Source organism: Prochlorococcus marinus CUG1417 (genome assembly GCF_017695975.1).
In the GTDB taxonomy this organism is placed as follows: Bacteria; Cyanobacteriota; Cyanobacteriia; order PCC-6307; family Cyanobiaceae; genus Prochlorococcus_A; species Prochlorococcus_A marinus_AG.
On the sequence record NZ_JAAORN010000001.1, the window covers coordinates 733,957 to 750,080 of the forward strand.

Annotated in this window: 21 protein-coding genes; 4 read left to right on the forward strand and 17 right to left on the reverse strand. The window is 28.1% G+C overall.

The annotated features are described in order from the left end of the window. From HA140_RS04195 to hisA, 7 genes are all read right to left on the reverse strand, one after another. Positions 1–537 carry a DUF3727 domain-containing protein gene (locus tag HA140_RS04195; protein ID WP_209039879.1) on the reverse strand — a complete coding sequence of 179 codons (537 nt, stop codon included), beginning with the start codon at positions 535–537 and terminating at the stop codon, positions 1–3. 26 nt (positions 538–563) lie between these two features. Further along, the gene (gene ruvX / locus HA140_RS04200; RefSeq protein WP_209039881.1) at positions 564–1,025 is read right to left on the reverse strand and encodes a Holliday junction resolvase RuvX; all 462 of its coding nucleotides are present in this window, start codon (positions 1,023–1,025) and stop codon (positions 564–566) included. Further along, positions 1,022–2,077 (reverse strand): hypothetical protein, encoded by a 1,056-nt coding sequence (locus HA140_RS04205; RefSeq protein ID WP_209039882.1) that lies wholly within the window; start codon positions 2,075–2,077, stop codon positions 1,022–1,024. The genes ruvX and HA140_RS04205 overlap by 4 nt, the downstream gene beginning before the upstream one ends. Further along, positions 2,078–3,244, reverse strand: coding sequence for a hypothetical protein (locus HA140_RS04210; RefSeq protein ID WP_209039883.1), 1,167 nt, complete (start codon positions 3,242–3,244; stop codon positions 2,078–2,080). A gap of 7 nt (positions 3,245–3,251) precedes the next feature. Beyond that, a complete protein-coding gene (locus tag HA140_RS04215) occupies positions 3,252–3,800 on the reverse strand; it encodes a thylakoid membrane photosystem I accumulation factor (protein WP_209039885.1) in 549 nt (182 codons plus the stop codon). Between the two features lie 14 nt (positions 3,801–3,814). Further along, complete coding sequence (locus tag HA140_RS04220; protein ID WP_209039887.1) at positions 3,815–5,431, reverse strand: DUF3685 domain-containing protein; 1,617 nt, start codon at positions 5,429–5,431, stop codon at positions 3,815–3,817. A gap of 79 nt (positions 5,432–5,510) precedes the next feature. Then, the gene (gene hisA / locus HA140_RS04225) at positions 5,511–6,278 is read right to left on the reverse strand and encodes a 1-(5-phosphoribosyl)-5-[(5-phosphoribosylamino)methylideneamino]imidazole-4-carboxamide isomerase (RefSeq protein WP_209039889.1); all 768 of its coding nucleotides are present in this window, start codon (positions 6,276–6,278) and stop codon (positions 5,511–5,513) included. Between the two features lie 92 nt (positions 6,279–6,370). On the opposite strand from hisA, the gene HA140_RS04230 reads away from it, so the two are divergent. Then, positions 6,371–7,291: an NAD-dependent epimerase/dehydratase family protein gene (locus tag HA140_RS04230; protein ID WP_209039891.1), complete on the forward strand. Its 921-nt coding sequence runs from the start codon at positions 6,371–6,373 to the stop codon at positions 7,289–7,291. Here the strand turns inward: HA140_RS04230 and pgsA are convergent. Then, positions 7,265–7,804, reverse strand: coding sequence for a CDP-diacylglycerol--glycerol-3-phosphate 3-phosphatidyltransferase (pgsA, locus tag HA140_RS04235; protein WP_209039893.1), 540 nt, complete (start codon positions 7,802–7,804; stop codon positions 7,265–7,267). The two genes, HA140_RS04230 and pgsA, sit on opposite strands and share 27 nt — an antisense overlap. A gap of 183 nt (positions 7,805–7,987) precedes the next feature. On the opposite strand from pgsA, the gene HA140_RS04240 reads away from it, so the two are divergent. Beyond that, complete coding sequence (locus HA140_RS04240) at positions 7,988–8,599, forward strand: PCC domain-containing protein (RefSeq protein ID WP_209039894.1); 612 nt, start codon at positions 7,988–7,990, stop codon at positions 8,597–8,599. Between the two features lie 10 nt (positions 8,600–8,609). On the opposite strand, the gene HA140_RS04245 is transcribed toward HA140_RS04240, so the two are convergent. Genes HA140_RS04245 through nth form a run of 3 tightly spaced genes read right to left on the reverse strand, consistent with a single transcriptional unit; the run spans position 8,610 to position 10,172 of the window. Further along, positions 8,610–8,798, reverse strand: a complete 189-nt coding sequence (locus HA140_RS04245; RefSeq protein WP_209039895.1) for a hypothetical protein — start codon at positions 8,796–8,798, stop codon at positions 8,610–8,612. A 26-nt stretch (positions 8,799–8,824) separates the two neighbouring features. Continuing rightward, positions 8,825–9,484, reverse strand: coding sequence for an SDR family oxidoreductase (locus HA140_RS04250; RefSeq protein WP_209039897.1), 660 nt, complete (start codon positions 9,482–9,484; stop codon positions 8,825–8,827). Between the two features lie 34 nt (positions 9,485–9,518). Next, positions 9,519–10,172, reverse strand: coding sequence for an endonuclease III (gene nth, locus HA140_RS04255; RefSeq protein ID WP_209039898.1), 654 nt, complete (start codon positions 10,170–10,172; stop codon positions 9,519–9,521). 95 nt (positions 10,173–10,267) lie between these two features. On the opposite strand from nth, the gene HA140_RS04260 reads away from it, so the two are divergent. Together HA140_RS04260 and HA140_RS04265 are read left to right on the forward strand one after the other, a co-directional pair. Beyond that, positions 10,268–11,326, forward strand: a complete 1,059-nt coding sequence (locus tag HA140_RS04260; RefSeq protein WP_209039900.1) for an ABC transporter ATP-binding protein — start codon at positions 10,268–10,270, stop codon at positions 11,324–11,326. 243 nt (positions 11,327–11,569) lie between these two features. Further along, entirely contained in the window at positions 11,570–12,124 is a 555-nt protein-coding gene (locus tag HA140_RS04265) for a ferritin (protein ID WP_209039902.1), read from the forward strand. Here the strand turns inward: HA140_RS04265 and HA140_RS04270 are convergent. The 6 genes from HA140_RS04270 to HA140_RS04295 form a co-directional block, all read right to left on the reverse strand. Beyond that, entirely contained in the window at positions 12,110–12,397 is a 288-nt protein-coding gene (locus HA140_RS04270; protein WP_209039903.1) for a hypothetical protein, read from the reverse strand. The genes HA140_RS04265 and HA140_RS04270 overlap by 15 nt on opposite strands. 4 nt (positions 12,398–12,401) lie before the next feature. Then, a complete protein-coding gene (locus HA140_RS04275) occupies positions 12,402–12,989 on the reverse strand; it encodes a Crp/Fnr family transcriptional regulator (protein ID WP_209039905.1) in 588 nt (195 codons plus the stop codon). A 148-nt stretch (positions 12,990–13,137) separates the two neighbouring features. Beyond that, positions 13,138–13,305 carry a hypothetical protein gene (locus HA140_RS04280; RefSeq protein WP_209039907.1) on the reverse strand — a complete coding sequence of 56 codons (168 nt, stop codon included), beginning with the start codon at positions 13,303–13,305 and terminating at the stop codon, positions 13,138–13,140. 17 nt (positions 13,306–13,322) lie between these two features. Then, the gene (locus tag HA140_RS04285) at positions 13,323–14,111 is read right to left on the reverse strand and encodes an ABC transporter ATP-binding protein (RefSeq protein WP_209039908.1); all 789 of its coding nucleotides are present in this window, start codon (positions 14,109–14,111) and stop codon (positions 13,323–13,325) included. Positions 14,112–14,215: 104 nt separating this feature from the next. Next, positions 14,216–15,538 carry a Rieske (2Fe-2S) protein gene (locus tag HA140_RS04290; protein ID WP_209039909.1) on the reverse strand — a complete coding sequence of 441 codons (1,323 nt, stop codon included), beginning with the start codon at positions 15,536–15,538 and terminating at the stop codon, positions 14,216–14,218. Positions 15,539–15,695: 157 nt separating this feature from the next. After that, complete coding sequence (locus HA140_RS04295; RefSeq protein WP_025931807.1) at positions 15,696–15,890, reverse strand: hypothetical protein; 195 nt, start codon at positions 15,888–15,890, stop codon at positions 15,696–15,698. Positions 15,891–16,124: the final 234 nt, after the last annotated feature.

Genomic DNA, 16,124 nt, shown 5'->3' on the forward strand with positions numbered 1-16,124 from the left:
TTAAGAACTACTTTTTTCAAGCTCAGTTTCAATCAAAGGTTGAATTTTATCGAACTCATCATCTTCAACCAATAAGACACCTTTGTCTTTTAATTTACCCACAATAAAAAAAGGATCTAGTGGTATATATAAGCCATATTCTTGGTCAAAAAGATTAAAGTTAACGAGCAATTCATAACTCTCACTATCATCATCGACGTAATCTTCTTCTAATTCATCGTAAATTGGTTCTTCAAGTTCTCCTGATACTGTTAATGTAACTGCTGATCTGATAAGTCTTAAATCATGTTCTTGAAGAACTGCTTCAGCATTTTTTAGTATTTGTTCATTTTTATCTATTTTCTCAATTAGTTCAGGTTCATCTTTTTCATTTATCTTAAAAAGACTAACTGGTGTATCAACTGGAGTTAATAAAGCATATTCTTGGCCTTCAACACTTACTAATTGTTCAAGATAACAAAATAGCTCGTTTCCATTTGAGTCATTTAATAAAAGAGTCTGTGCATCATAATTATCATTTAAATTGGCTTCTTTCATTTTAAATTTTTCTATCCTTTTTAATACTAATATTTTATTTGAGGTTTACCAGCTATTTCTTCTAATTCAGGACCTTCTTCGATCCATTGTTCAAGTATTATTTTTGCTGAAAAACTATCAATCAAACCGGACTTATCTTTTTTTATTCCAAATCTATTTGAAGATTCCCAAGTTGAACTATGTTCGTTGACGTAAGAAAATGGAAGCTTTAATTCATTTGAAAGTAATTGACCGTAATTTTTACAGTCTATAGCTTGAGTGGTCATTTGACCTCTCTCATCTAGTGGAATACCCACAATAAACCCAGTCAAATTATATTCATTTATATAATTTCTAATGATTTTAATCTCTTGATTATTTTCAAAACGTTTTACTGCGGGAAGTATATTTGATGTTATACAAAGAGGATCACAATAAGCTAAACCTATTCTTTTGGTACCTATATCCAAACTCAAAATTGACTTGGGTTTGGGTTTGCAAAATTTCACTTTGTTTTTAATGGAAAAGGAGATGGATATGGATTACCTTGTGGACCTAATTTTTCAAAGATTGATTCCAAAGATTGATTTATTATATTTACTTGTTTGGCTTCATTCTTAACTATTGTGTTCCTGATAAGAATTATTTCTTGATTTTTTTCTTCAAGATTGCATTCCTCGAGAAAAAGATTTAATTGAGAATTGTCTTTGTAGGTTTTTAAATATGAAATAGGTGATTTTTCAAAAAATCTTTTTATAAATTCTCTTAATATAGAATTGAATCTCTTATCCCAATATCTACTTATAGTTAAAGTATAAATTTCTTCGTTTTGATAATTTATATCTTTTAAAATGGTACATAAAACTGAATTTTCATATATTAAAGCACCACTTTTAGAGTTATTTCTTTTAAGAATGTCGTCTTGATCAAAATCTAAAATATTTCTTATTAAGGCGGATTGATTTGATCTTATGAAATTCATTATTTTTAATATATTTTGTTTATTAATGTTTTGGAATTCATTAATTAATGCATAAGCATTGATATTTTGCTTTATAGATTTATTTAGATCAGAACCATCCCAAAGGATTATCTCTCCTAACGGCTGAAAGCCTAATTCTCTGGAGGTTGATATGAGGTCAACATTATTGATATCAGCGTTAATGATCCAACTTGAAGTTTTGATGTCTTTTATTGAGATAGATTTTTTTATCAATCCTAAAGTTAATTGTTTATCTGTTAAAGAACACTTGTTGTTAATCAACTTGGGCTTAGATATTTTTAAACAAGTCTCTTTTTTGTTTAAAGGGAAAATATTCAAATAACCAATAATTTCGTTTCCATATATAGCAATTATGCATTTTTTTTTATTTTTCTTTAGGTTATTTAAAAAAATTTTTAAGTCATCAAAGGTGTTAATAATTGCCATCTTTAAAAACCAATTATTCAATTCCTTATTTTTGATATCTATTAAAAGGTTAATGTGTCTTATATGGAGTTCTTCAAAAGTTACTTCCATTCCTTTTTTAGATCGAAAAGAATAAGAGGTATCTTTTTTCATTTACTTTTTTTCTCTTATTAGTACTATAGGGGTTTTTTCATCTCCATTGCCAGCCGGATTAGAAATTAAATTTCTTTTGAGTATTTTATTTACTGCTTTATTTGAACTGGCTAAGACTTTCACACCTCCAAGATCATTAACATCTACTACAGCAACATTTATATTCAGATGGTTCGAGACCTCCCTACAAAATAACTCCGCATTGAGAGGACCCATAACTATACTCTTGTCGTAGGGTGTAACTGTACCGCTTATATCATCAATGAGAGATGATTCTGTACCAGTTAACCTATAAAACATACCTTTAATACCAAATAATTTGAAGAGACATCCAACAAATAGTGCAAAGGTTATTCTTGTGACTCCTATTCTATTTATTAATAATTGCATGCCGCAAGCTGTTGCGAGACTGCTCGTAGGGTGAAAAAAATAACATAAAGCTTTCGAAAATAAACTATATTTTAAATTTTGAGGGGAAATATATCTATTTTGCATAATCGCTAACGGACTCTCACCGATTGTTAAAATATCATTTTTTTCTACAATTTCTTTGCAGTATTCAATCACAGTATTTACTGGGTTATCGAAGCAACCAAGTAAATCAGTTTTAATTGCAAAAGCTTTGTAATTATTATTTAAAGGAATTTCAAAAACTTCTTTTGGCTTTTGTTTTTGACCATCTAAATTAATTAAAAAACAATCCTTATTATTTGAAATACCAAAATGTCCATAGTTCTCCCAAAATACTTTTAACCATAAATATTTTATTTTTTCCCTAAAATTATCATTGCTAAATTTATATATGATTCTTATAAATAATTCTGTATTTGACTTGATAATTGTTGTTGGCCAATAATTATTTAAATTCTTAATTTTATTATTTTCATATATATAAATATCTTCTTGATAGTTTAAATTTTGACAATATTCGTTACCTTTATTTTTAAAAAAATCTAATTCAAAATTTATATTAGATACCATCGTCTCTTTGGTTTTACTTTTATTAGTTATTTTTAAATCAATAATTAATTCGTTTAAACCATCCTTTTTTTTAATTTTGTAATCTATAGGTACCAGATTTAACTTTGATTTTGGTGAGATTTTAATATATAAGTCTGAAACAATTAAAAAAATTAAAAGAACTAAGAGGATATTTATTAATATCATTTTTTAACTAATTTTTGTTTTTATCTTTTTTTTCAGAAATGATACTGTTGTATTCATTAAAACTTTCTACAGAAAAAGTCGTATCTTCTATATCAATTCCTTTTAGTTCTCCTATTACTTTGTTTAATTCATCGATATTAATCATTCCATTTTGATCATATTTAACTTCACCATTACTATTTAAAATAATGGTTTGTGGAATTAATCCGTTCCAATAATAATTAGGTTCATTTCTAAGATCAGACTTTTCTTTATCCTGTAATTCATCAGTTGTTAGAGCAATGATATCTATATTATTTCTCCATATCAAATCTAAACCAGATATTATCGGAGCCATAGCTTTACTATCTGAGCTATCGTCAAGATAAAAAAATAAAACTGAAACTCTTTTATTTTTTAATGATTCCTTAAGAGTTGTCTGGGGAGGAACTATAGCCCCATTACCTGCGTATATAGGAAAGATGTTGCCATCGTAACTATCAGAATCTCTAGAGGCATTTGCTTTATATGGACTTAAGAAAATTAATGCTATTAGGATCCATTGAATTATTTTCATTAAAGTTTAAAAACTTACTTTGAACTTGATCTTCCTAATCCTTGAAGGATCCCTTTCCCGACTAAACCGATAGCTTTGCCAACAACCTTTGTAAGGAAATTTACGAAGAGATTACCGATATATTTTACCGCAACTTCTAACTGCGGTGCTACGGCATCTCTTATCTCGACTAACAATGTAACTTGTTTTTGTAGCCATTCTAGATTCTCTAATTCTTTCTCCCTATTTTCATTTTTAAAGTAACGGGTAAATTTTTTATCGATAATATCAATATATTCTCGTTTACTCTCATACAAATAGATAGGCATATAAATATAGTCATGCCAGCGATTGTAGTTATTAATATTATTTCTAAATCTTTCAAAATTTCTTGTCGATTGTAATTCGGGATTTATGAGTACAGTTCTTAATTCAGGCCAAGAAGAACAAATATTAAAGATTTCAGAAGCTAATAAATTACAGTTCCTTATTGTCCAATTTGAAATTATATTTTCAAGAATCAAAAACGATTCTGTTTCATATAGAGGGAGTAATTTCCCATCATAGTCAAGAGCTTCATTTTTAATAATTGGTTCAATAAACATTATTGATTCATGTGATTCTCTATCTATCTCTTCACAACTTACCTCACTATAGATAAAATCATTTATTGAGATAGATTCGCTTCCTTTTTTTAATCGAAAATAGCTGTCTGTGATATTTGAAATTGTATTAACTTTAAGTTCTTTTATAAGAGAATTTAAATCATCTTTAAAATCTTTCTCCTTATAGTTTTCCTTAATATTTTTTACTAAATTATCTAACTCATCTAACATTTTACAAATTAATCGTGAAATAAATTCTTTCTTTATCCCAGAGAGAATTATTGATGAATTATTAAATTCAACCTGTAAGTTAGTTGAGCTATACCTTTCTTTTAGTCTATCTAGAATTAAATTCCATATTTCTGTTGTGTTTTTATCTTTAATGAATACAGTGTTCTTATTTTCAAGATTAAATTTATTTTCAGTGTAAACTGCCTCTGTATAAAGTTGTAGCGAATTACCCCATAAGAAAATTAGAAAAGATTTTGCAGTAATAAGTTCTCTTAATCTTCCTTTTAAAATGAATTTATAAAATTCTGGTGTTGAATCAGAGTTGACATATTTAAATATATAATTGATTTCAGAATCAATTTGTTTAAGACCTGAAGTTAGAATTTTTTGACTTAAAGAAAGAGGCTTATTTTTGTTTAATTGAACTCGGGAATTATTTTCAATATCAAATACCCTTCCTCCATTTAAAATGGTTTCAATAGATTCAAGAACTTTTTCTGAACTAGGATTTAAAAGAAAACCTTCAGCATTTAACGATGGAGGGGTATTTGCTTCATAAATAAGTTCACCAGAGAGAATTAGAAGAAACTTTGACTCATCATATTTTTCTCTTAATTTTAATAATTCTAACCTTATAAGATCTTCTGATTGGAAATTAAGAACATTCCAAATAACTAAATCTGGAGTTTTATCACCTGTTCCATTATTAAAATAAATATCTAAATTTTGGTCTAGTGATGTTAATTTAAGCGATAAAGATTCTGCTATTAAGCTTGGAGCAATTATCAATATCGATTTTTTTGAAATTAATTCCAAGACTAGATTTCTTATCTCTTATACAAAATTAACTAACAATTACTGCAAACACCAGCCTTAAATCAATTTTTATATTCTTTTAAGCGTAATAATTTCTTTTTAAATCAAAGTCATTTAATCTCTCTGATGACAATACATTATTCGCTTCGTTTATCGTGAATTTTTTTTCATATAGAGCTTTACCTACAATTACTCCAAAAAGTCCATAGTTTTCAAATTTTACTAAAGATAATAAATCAGAAATTGAACCAACACCTCCTGAGGCTATTACTGGAATATCTGTAATTTCAAGTATGCTTTTTATGAATTCTTCATTTGTCCCTCCTAAAGTTCCATCTGTATTTATATCTGTAACAATAAAACTAGCAATTTTAAATGAAGAAAACTCCTTTACTAGATCTGTGGCAAAAATATTAGATTGCTCAAGCCAACCCCTTGTACTAACTTTTCCATCTTTTGCATCTATCCCAACAATTATCCTACCAGGGAATTTATTTGATAAGTCTTTTACTAGTTCTTTATTTTCTATAGCAGAGGTCCCCATAATAACCTTCTCAATACCATAAGAAAATAATTGTTCTATCCTTTCTTGAGACCTTATCCCCCCTCCTATTTGAATAGGTATATTAACTGTTTTTGCAATCTTTTTTATTGATTTATCGTTTGTAGGGAATCCAGTTTTTGCAGCATCTAAATCAACTATATGTATATATTTTGCCCCTTCGCTTTCCCAAAATTTAGCTTGCTCATGCGGCTCTTTTGTGAAGTCTTTTCTTTTATTAAAGTCTCCTTTAAAAAGCCTTACACACTTACCATTCATCAAATCAATTGCTGGTATTAGTTCCATAGAATCATCCTTTTCATTAATTACTTATTAGTAGTACTATTCAATATGTAATTCTATTTAAGATTACTACTTCAGTTAAATATTTTTTGAATATGAAAATTCTTGTAATGGGCGGCACTAGATTTGTTGGTAAGTCTTTGGTTGGAAAGTTATTAAGTAAAAATTATGATATTGATATTTTCACGAGAGGTAATAAAAGTAATCCTGAAAAAACAAATTTAATTAAGGGAGATAGAAATAATTCAGAAGATATCTTCAAGTTAAAAAATAAAAAGTATGATGTTGTTTATGATATTTCTGGACGAGAGTTAGAACAAACCAAACTCCTAATTGAAAATTTAGATAACTCTTTCCAGAGATATATATATGTAAGCTCTGCAGGTGTTTATAAAGATAATTGTGAAATACCCTTATCTGAGGTAGATCCAATTGATCCAGATAGTAGACACATAGGAAAGTTTGAGACAGAAAATTGGTTAAAAAACCAAAAAATTCCTTATACAAGTTTTAGACCTACTTATATTTATGGACCAGGAAATTATAATAAAATTGAAAATTGGTTTTTTGAAAGGTTATTTACTAAAAAATCTATACCAATCCCTGGTGACGGTTCTTTAATTACTCAGCTAGGCCATGTTTCTGATCTAACTGATGTAATGATTAGGTGCATAAATTTTGAAAATTCTAAAAATAATATTTACAACTGTTCAGGCGAAAAAGGAGTAACAATTAAGGGTTTAATTTATTTCTGTGCGAATGTTCTTGGATTAAACCAAAATGAGATTTCTTTAAGAACATTTGATTATCAGAAATTAGATCCTAAATCTCGAAAGGGATTTCCAATTAGATTAAATCATTATCAGACTGATATCTCTAAGATAAAAAAGGATTTAGAGTGGGCGCCAACTTTTGATTTACTTAATGGTTTAAGGGATAGTTTTGTGAATGATTTTAATAATACAAAGCGTGAGGAGTTTGATGAGAATTCAGATAATATTCTTTTTAGTTCTTAAATACCTTAATAAAGTCAAAAAAGTCAAGATGAATCCTAACCAATAAAAAATTAAAGCTAAATTATTCAATAAACTAATTTTTAATGGTGTAAAGAATGTAATTACTGAAATAAAAAAGAAAAATGTTTTATATTTACCTAACATAGATGCTGGTAAACCGTCTTTTGTTGAGTTCCTCAGGCTAGAGATAATTAATTCTCTAAATAAAATTAATGACAAAGACCAGAAGGGTATAAAATTATTTTTACAAAGGAAGGTTAAAGGGATTAAATAGAAGACTTTATCGCTTAAGGGATCAAGGATAGCTCCTAATCTGGTTTTAAGATTAAATTTCCTTGCAATTAACCCGTCAAAATAATCAGTTAAACCTCCAATGATAATTATTATAAAGACATAAAAAGGTCTGTTAATTTCTAAAAAAAGTATTAATGGAAATACGAGGAAAAGGCGAGATATTGATATTATGTTGGGAATATTCAATGCCGAATTTTTAAGTTTTTTGCTTAATAACAAATTAGTTTTTGTATTTAAAAAATATATTACACTCTCAACAAGCTTAAATTTTTAGAAAAATTTTAAATGTTTTTTAATGCTAGATTCTTAAATTTAATTTAAATCTGAATCATAAAGATTATAAACTGAACTTCTCTTTATGAATGATGATGTTTTATATTACAAAATTATTTCTCATATATAATGCAGCCTCATAGCTTAAAGCTATCTCCAGAATCTGATTTGATAAATTCAATTAAAGAATATTCTTTATCGAAGAATTTATACGGGTATGTATCTGGAGTGGTTGGTAATCTAAGAACAGTTTGTATTCAATGCCCCGGAAATCAAGAGATAAATAAATTTGAGGGGAATCTAGAGATAGTTTCTTTAAATGGACATTTTAATAAAGGAGATGTTCATTTACATTTGAGTTTTGCAGATGAGGGATGTAATGTCTTTGGCGGGCATCTTGAGGAGGGATGTATTGTAAAAAAAGGTACTGATATATTATTACTTTCATTTGAACAAAAAATTATTAATATCTCAAGTAATAATTTATTAAAAAAGGAATCACGAGTAAAAGCATATATTTTAAAGGATTGTCCTTGGTCTAAAAGAGCAATTAGGTTGCTGAATTCTTTATCTATCCCTCATGAAATTATTTTAATAGACAATGATGAGAGCTTCCAAAAAATAATGGCTCAAAGTAGCCATAATACTTTCCCTCAAATATTTTTGGATAATAAATTTTTTGGAGGATATGATGAACTTTCAGAACAAGCAAAATTAGATAACTTAATTTCATTTAAGTAATCTAAATTTTTTAACTATCACGATTAGTAAGCTTTTCAGAAACTAATTCTTCCTCTAACTGCTTTATCAACCTTGATACAAGACTTTGAAATTCTGGCTGACAGCCTTTAAATGCTGCTTTATGTCTTATAGGTTCATTTCTAGTTCTTAAATCAGTAAGCATTAATTGTAATGCGTCAATTTTGGGGTTTATTTTCATAGTTTTTTTTTATATATTTACATTTTTTAAATCATTTGCATAGCTTTTTTAAAAGATATCTTTTTATTAACATTCGAACTTGTAATTTCTATTAATTTATTTATGGATTCTTTGTTTTTCAAAGAATCTATACAACATTGCGCAACTAATCGTCTTGGGATTGATCCATTAATTTGAGTATCCTCCTTTGAATAATTTATATTTTCTGATTTAATATCTTCACTTTCCTTTAATCCCCCAGGTCTAATAATAGTCCATTCGAAATTTGTATTTCGTAGAAAGTTTTCACCTATTTTCTTCCAAATAAGAATTAAACCAAACAAGTTTAATGGGTGAAATAATTTACCAGTACAAAGAGAACTAACTAAAATAACTCTTTTAATACCAACTCTTTTGCAACTCTCTAATTGTCTATATACCCCTAATGCATCAACCTTTGCAGGACCAGTTAAATCTAATGATGCTCTCGCTCCAGTCGCTATTACCAAAGCGTCAATATCTTCAAAAGCCTTATCAAGTTCTCCTTTTTTGTCTAAAGAAACCCTAATCGTTTCTAAACTCTCTAGTCCTTCTGGGACTTTTGAATTTTTTCTAATGATTTGCCTTACTTTATATCCTTTCTTAACTGCTTCTTCAGAAATTCTGTAACCTGTTTTTCCCGATGCACCTGTAATTGCTATTTTCATGATTAAAAACTAATTTGGATATTATATAAATTTCTCAGGGTTTTTTGCATATAAATTTTTTTTTTCTTTTGGGATAAAGAGTACGACATAAATAACATTTTGTTCCATCGCAGCCTCTTGCTGTGCAATATTCTCTGCCATAAAAGATTATTTGCAAATGTAAGTTATTCCATTCATTTACAGGAAATATTTTTTTTAGGTCTTTTTCTGTCTGAATTACGCTATCTCCATTAGATAGCCCCCATCGCTGTGACAATCTGTGTATGTGCGTATCAACTGGAAAGGATGGAATTTTAAACACTTGAGACATCACAACTGATGCTGTTTTATGACCTACCCCTGGAAGAGATTCAAGCTTTTCAAAAGTATTTGGGACTATACTTTTATGCTTCTCAATCAAGAGTTTAGATAGTTTATAAATGTTCTTTGATTTTTGATTAGATAGACCTAAAAATTTTATGTATTTATAAATGCCATTAATACCTAGCTCTACCATTTTTTCTGGATTATCTGCAGCCTTAAATAAGCTTTTTGTTAATTCGTTAACTTTTTTATCTGTTGATTGTGCACTTAGAACGACGGCGACGAGAAGTGTATATGCATTTGTATGATCAAGAGGGATTGGAGGAGATGGATATAGTTTTTTTAATTCCTTACGAATTATTTCTGCTCTTTCGTACTTTCTCATAAAAATTGAAAATTAAATGGTGTATAAAATTATACAAGAGATATTTAAGGTGAATATTTTCTGCTAGTTTAATATATTTGAATAAGAAGAACTTAGTGAAAAATGATGCGCTATTAATTGATGAACTGCATCATAAATACGATAAGCGAAAATATTCAAGTTGGATATTAAACGATATTAACCTTAAAGTTGAAAATGGCGAATTATTGGGTTTGCTTGGTCCTTCTGGCTGCGGAAAAACTACTCTTTTAAGATTAATCGCAGGGTTCGAATATCCCTCTAAAGGAAGGATTTCTTTAAATGATAAGGAAATTTCTAGTAGAAAAAAAATCCTTAGCCCTGAAAAAAGAAATATTGGTATGGTTTTTCAAGATTACGCACTTTTCCCTCACTTGACTGTTATGGAAAATGTGATGTTTGGTTTGAAAAACAAAAAAGATAGATCTAGAGTTGACTATTTATTAAATGTTGTTGGTCTTGATAGTTTTATTGGAAGGTACCCACATGAATTGTCTGGAGGCCAAAAACAAAGACTTGCAATTGCGAGGGCTCTTGCTCCAGGAACAAATTTTATTTTGTTAGATGAACCCTTCTGTAGTCTTGATATGCATGTAAAACTTAAATTGAGAAGTGAACTCCCAAATATTCTAAAAGGTTGTAATACAAGTGGATTGATGGTTACTCATGATCCTGAAGAAGCTATGTCAATTTGCGATAAAGTGGCAGTTATGAATGAGGGTAAAATTCATCAAATTGATACGCCTATCAATCTCCTTAATAATCCCAAGACTGCATTTGTTAGTAGTTTTATTTTGGGAAATAATATTATTAATCTCAAAAAGATTGGTAATTCATATAAGTCTTGTTTAGGTGAAATAAATAGTTCAGGGATTTTACAAAATGCAAATATTAAAAATATGTCAATTTCGCCTAAATTTATTTCAATTAAAAGATCAGAATCTGGAAATGCGAAAGTAATATCTAAAGAATTTTTTGGAGAATTTCTTATATATAAAGTAACTATTAATGGAAACATATTGCGGGTTAGAACTGATATTAATAATCTCCTAAATAATGGTGATAAATGTTCTCTTTCTATAAATAAAAATAGTTATTATTTTTTATATCCTGGAGCACATAAGGTATATATATAAAATTTAATTATAGGCAATTACACTTCCCTCCCTTCCAATTAGAGCATTTTTTCTTTTTACATTTCTTTTTTTTATTTTTATATATTTTATTAGTTAAAAGCAGTTCAGAAAAACTGTACTCTAAATTCATTTATAGTATTGCGAGTGATTTTCATTATCATATTATTTAATTTAATTTAAAGGATTTATTAATTACTAATTTATACAAAATGTTGTATTATTTATGTAGCTCCTTATTCGAATATGAATGCAAATAATTTAAAGACAAAGAAATTAATTAATTTTGGTCCATCTGGAAGAGCTGTTGCTCAACCGATAGACAATAGTTTATTAGATAACATTTTTGAGCATCTAACAATGGAAAGATATGCCAATGTTCAGTATTTTTCTATGTATCTATGGTTTCAAGAACGTGATTTAAATGGATTTGCTTCACATTTTCTAAGTGAATCACAAGGTGAAATGGAACATGCTCAGAAATTTGCAGATTACTTAATCGCAAGAGGACAAAGCGTAAAATTAGATGAAATTCCTGCACCAATTCAAACATGGGATTCTATAGAGGAGCTTATTTCTTATTCTTTTAACATGGAGGCTGATTTAACTTCATCTTTGCAACAACTTTATTCCATATCAGAAAGAATTTCAGATACAAGAACTAACGTATTTTTAGATCCAATTATAGATGCTCAAACACAATCAGAAGATGAATTTGCGAATATACTGGGCAAGGTAAAGTTTGCTTCTAATCAACCTTCGGCAATCTTATTAATAGATAGTGATTTAAATAAAAAATAAATTACTTTCAAATTTATTTTCATTCAATGTTCTTTTGGTTATTTCAAAAAGTAAATTAGAAAAGTTTATTTTCTCATTATTTTTGTTTAAGAGCTTAGCGATTTTATAAATTTCATTAACCCTTTTAAAAATATTTTTGTTTTCAGTAAATAACCTTACCTTCAATGCTTCGTTTTCTGTTGTTTTGAAAGATTGCTTGATATTTCTGAGTCTATTCGATAAAACATCAACTTCCATTAACAAGTTGTTTGTAAGTGATTGTGATTCCTTCATGTTTTTATAGTGGCGATGTTTCAATAAAAGAAGGGGCAACACTTACTGTTTGGGTCCCGATAGGAGCTACTAATAACTCAGATGATCTTAATTTAGAAATTAATCTTGTTGATGTTACTCGTGTAGAACCGATTAATTCGCCAATCCTTTCGTGAGTTAACCTAAAAGGTAACTCACACCATTGGCCACATCTTCTACCTAGACGATTTACTAGTATTGAAAACAAGGCTTGTAATCGCTGTTCTGCATTTCCTAAGTGTCTAATCCTAAGGAGTTGCAAAGTCCATTCATTTACTGCATCGAAACCCATATTCTGATCAATATTTACATTGCTGTGAAACGACAAATCTGTTAGGGCTTCAACGCAGACACCTTCGCTACATAGTAGGTCTGTCCTTAATTGATCTCCTGATTGTAAAAATGCGAGTGTCATTCCTTCGGTTTCTTCACAAGGACAATAAACTCTTGCAATTCCACTCTCGACTTCTAGGCAAGTCCCTTTTGGTCTTGATGAAGGATCTATCAATACGGATTGTCCAGTTATTATCCTTACTAACTTTGACGGAGATTCTCCATAACTATGGAAATTCATTAATTTAAATATGATAATGAGAATTATTATCAATTATGCACTATAAATTTACTTATTGCAATAGATTCTCATTATCATATTGATTCTGAAGCTTTTCTTTACATAGTATTTAGCAATATAATTTATTTAGAATTGCGAAAATTTTATTTTAGATGAGCGTAAATAGAGTTTGTTTTAATTGTGGAAGTTCTTCTTTTGTCTCAGATCGTTCTTTAGGAGGTAAGATTGTCTGCTCTAAATGTGGATCTTCTTCATTTAAAAATAAATCTTCTTCATTTTTAAAAAGCAAAAAGTTTGTATTTCTTGCTATTGCCATAGCTATTTTTATAATTGTTATTTAGATAATCTGTTTATATTCCAAAGTCCATTATTTTTTGCTACCTCTACATCAATGCCGTATAACTTATTAAGATTCTCACTATTTATAACCTTATTTTGATGACCATCTGCGATTATCTTGCCATCTTTTAGCATTAGGACGCGATCATATATTCTTGTAATCATAGAGATATCATGAGTAACGCAAAAAATTCTGGTATTTAATTTTGATAATTCATTAATCTTATCAACTACAAAAAATTTTGATTTATAATCTAAATTTGCAATTGGTTCATCTAAGATTAAGATATCTGGTTTTTTTATTAACGCCCTAGCAATGAGAGAAATTTTTTTTTCTCCATCTGATAAATAGGAAAAATATTTTTTAGATAAATTAGAAATATTCATTTTCTTCATTATTTTTTCAACCTTATAAGAGTCTCTTTCAGTTTTATTTTGTACGTAACAATACCTTCCATATAGTCCACTTAAAATTAAATCAAAAACTTGCAGATTTGGATTTATTCTATTTCTTATATCATTATTTACGGTACTTATTCTTTTTCTTAGTTCCCATAAATTTATAAGTTCTTTGCCAAATATTTTTAATTTCGATTCATTAGCTATTACAGGATATATGTTTCTATTAATTACTTCTATTAAAGATGACTTACCCGAGCCATTTGGTCCAATTAATATTACATTCTCTGAATACGCTATCTTCAAATTTAAATCTTTTATTACTCTAAAGCCATTTTTAAAACAATTTATATTTTTTGCCTCAAACCAAAAGTTATTAACCACTAGAACTTATTGCTCCAAAATATAATTAATTGAATTGAGCTTAAAATAAATATCAAAAGATAAAGCCAATTCAACCATGAAGGTCTATTTACTTTCTTCATAAATTATATTATTAACATAAAAAATATAAGAGGTGCAGCAAATCGTATAAATGTTTTTCTTATAATATTTATATTATTTATAATTTCTAATTTCTTTACCTCAGGTGGATATTTCATTATAACTTTGTCGTATACATTTAGATTTTGAGTTTTATTAATATTTCTCCAAGGTTGATCTTTATCTTCAGACTTCTTATACCATTTCCAAAAGTAATTTATTATTCTATCTTCTCCCAATAATTTTATTTCATCTTTACTTACATATCCCATATTGTGATTATATGTTTGCGTTTTTAAAATCATATAATCCTCATCAAATATTTTATAAAAAATCTTTCTTTGATTCTCTTTAAATAATAAGAGGTTGTTAAGTAGTTTATTTTTTAGAAATTTCCTATAGTGCCTAACTATTACTCTTGCTTTGTTATCTCCTAGTGGAATATGATCTAAAACTTGTAAATATCTAGCTGCAGAAGGATTACCTTTATAAATTAATATTCGTCCAGGTGGGATGTATTTTATCCGGATAAATTCATTTTTAGGGTTTTTCTTGTAGTAATAAATACTTTCAATATATTTAGGTGTAACATTAATTTTCTGGTTGAAACTAACTAGTACATTTTTATTAACATCTTTGTCAGGAATTGTATCACCGTGAACCCAAAATAGATGAAGGATATCTAAGTGATTTTCAATTATCCTTGACCAATCACATTTAAAGTCGACTAATGCTTCTTCAAATACATAATCCTTTTCTGAAAAACCATTATCAGTTAAATCGTAGTTACTTATTGGTGAATCTTCACTAATATTGTTTAAATCTGTGTCGGATTTTTTAGAGTAATGTACAAAAATATATCCATTCTTTTCTAGAGCTTTGTATTGAGATAAGTGAATTCTTTTGGCGTAGTTATCGTAGTTATTATCAACTATGTGACTACATGTTATTCTATCTAGATTTTGGCAACTTCCCCCAGATGAGAATTTAGCTCCATGATATGGACAGGTTATAACTCCATCTGAAAGTGTTCCTCCAAAAAAAGAGGCTCCCCTATGTGGACAAATATTTTTAATGCACCTAACGATTTCATTCTCATCTCTATAAAGAACAAGAGGCTCATCATAGAGTGAAAAATAATTCAGCTTATTTTTTTTTAGTTCTTTTGAAGGACAAATTGCATACCAACCAAATAAACCTATTTTTAATTCATTTTGTTTTTCTCTAATATCTAACGAGTCAATTTTTACTACCGTTCCTTTTTTAAATGGCTTAAGAACGGTATTAAAGTCTTTTGATTTAAAAAAATTAATTTGTCTGTTTTCCATAAATTAATTTCTTTTTTAATTGACTGTTTATCTTTCGGAACTATAACCCAAGTAAATAATCAATTTCTTATAAAAAGAAAATTCTCTATTATTTGTAGCAATAAATATGTAGTTATTGAAAAATATTGATTCGCTTTAGTATTTATGTGTCTTTATTTCATGTTTTTTGTATCTTTTGTGATTCTTTCAAATTTTTTATGTAATCAATAGCATCATCAATATTTTTGTGGAAATTACACTGGCCTAAATAACAACCTATAAATCTTAAGAATTTTCTCTTGCCACCACTAATCTCATATCTATGTATAGTTCCGCCATCTATAGGAGCGTATATAAGTTCTGGTAGTGCCATATTTAATTTGTATTTATTACTCAATTAAACAATAATTCATGTTCAAATACATTTCCATAGCTCAATTCATATATTTAATAATTAATTTACTTATTTTTGGATAATTATTTATTGAATACCCAAGTATTATTTGTTATCTATTAATTATTGATAGGTTTTTACTATGCCGAAAGCATTAAGGCGTTTTTTAAAAAAAATACCAAAAAAAATTCAAACTTTAAAGTACTCATTTAG

Bases quoted from the DNA above. Each gene is read 5' to 3' on its own strand.
- HA140_RS04195 (WP_209039879.1), bottom strand. From the start codon at position 537: ATGAAAGAAGCCAATTTAAATGATAATTATGATGCACAGACTCTTTTA.
- HA140_RS04205 (WP_209039882.1), bottom strand. From the start codon at position 2,077: ATGAAAAAAGATACCTCTTATTCTTTTCGATCTAAAAAAGGAATGGAA.
- HA140_RS04210 (WP_209039883.1), bottom strand. From the start codon at position 3,244: ATGATATTAATAAATATCCTCTTAGTTCTTTTAATTTTTTTAATTGTT.
- HA140_RS04215 (WP_209039885.1), bottom strand. From the start codon at position 3,800: ATGAAAATAATTCAATGGATCCTAATAGCATTAATTTTCTTAAGTCCA.
- hisA (WP_209039889.1), bottom strand. From the start codon at position 6,278: ATGGAACTAATACCAGCAATTGATTTGATGAATGGTAAGTGTGTAAGG.
- HA140_RS04230 (WP_209039891.1), top strand. From the start codon at position 6,371: ATGAAAATTCTTGTAATGGGCGGCACTAGATTTGTTGGTAAGTCTTTG.
- HA140_RS04240 (WP_209039894.1), top strand. From the start codon at position 7,988: ATGCAGCCTCATAGCTTAAAGCTATCTCCAGAATCTGATTTGATAAAT.
- HA140_RS04245 (WP_209039895.1), bottom strand. From the start codon at position 8,798: ATGAAAATAAACCCCAAAATTGACGCATTACAATTAATGCTTACTGAT.
- HA140_RS04250 (WP_209039897.1), bottom strand. From the start codon at position 9,484: ATGAAAATAGCAATTACAGGTGCATCGGGAAAAACAGGTTACAGAATT.
- nth (WP_209039898.1), bottom strand. From the start codon at position 10,172: ATGAGAAAGTACGAAAGAGCAGAAATAATTCGTAAGGAATTAAAAAAA.
- HA140_RS04265 (WP_209039902.1), top strand. From the start codon at position 11,570: ATGAATGCAAATAATTTAAAGACAAAGAAATTAATTAATTTTGGTCCA.
- HA140_RS04270 (WP_209039903.1), bottom strand. From the start codon at position 12,397: ATGAAGGAATCACAATCACTTACAAACAACTTGTTAATGGAAGTTGAT.
- HA140_RS04275 (WP_209039905.1), bottom strand. From the start codon at position 12,989: ATGAATTTCCATAGTTATGGAGAATCTCCGTCAAAGTTAGTAAGGATA.
- HA140_RS04280 (WP_209039907.1), bottom strand. From the start codon at position 13,305: ATGGCAATAGCAAGAAATACAAACTTTTTGCTTTTTAAAAATGAAGAA.
- HA140_RS04290 (WP_209039909.1), bottom strand. From the start codon at position 15,538: ATGGAAAACAGACAAATTAATTTTTTTAAATCAAAAGACTTTAATACC.
- HA140_RS04295 (WP_025931807.1), bottom strand. From the start codon at position 15,890: ATGGCACTACCAGAACTTATATACGCTCCTATAGATGGCGGAACTATA.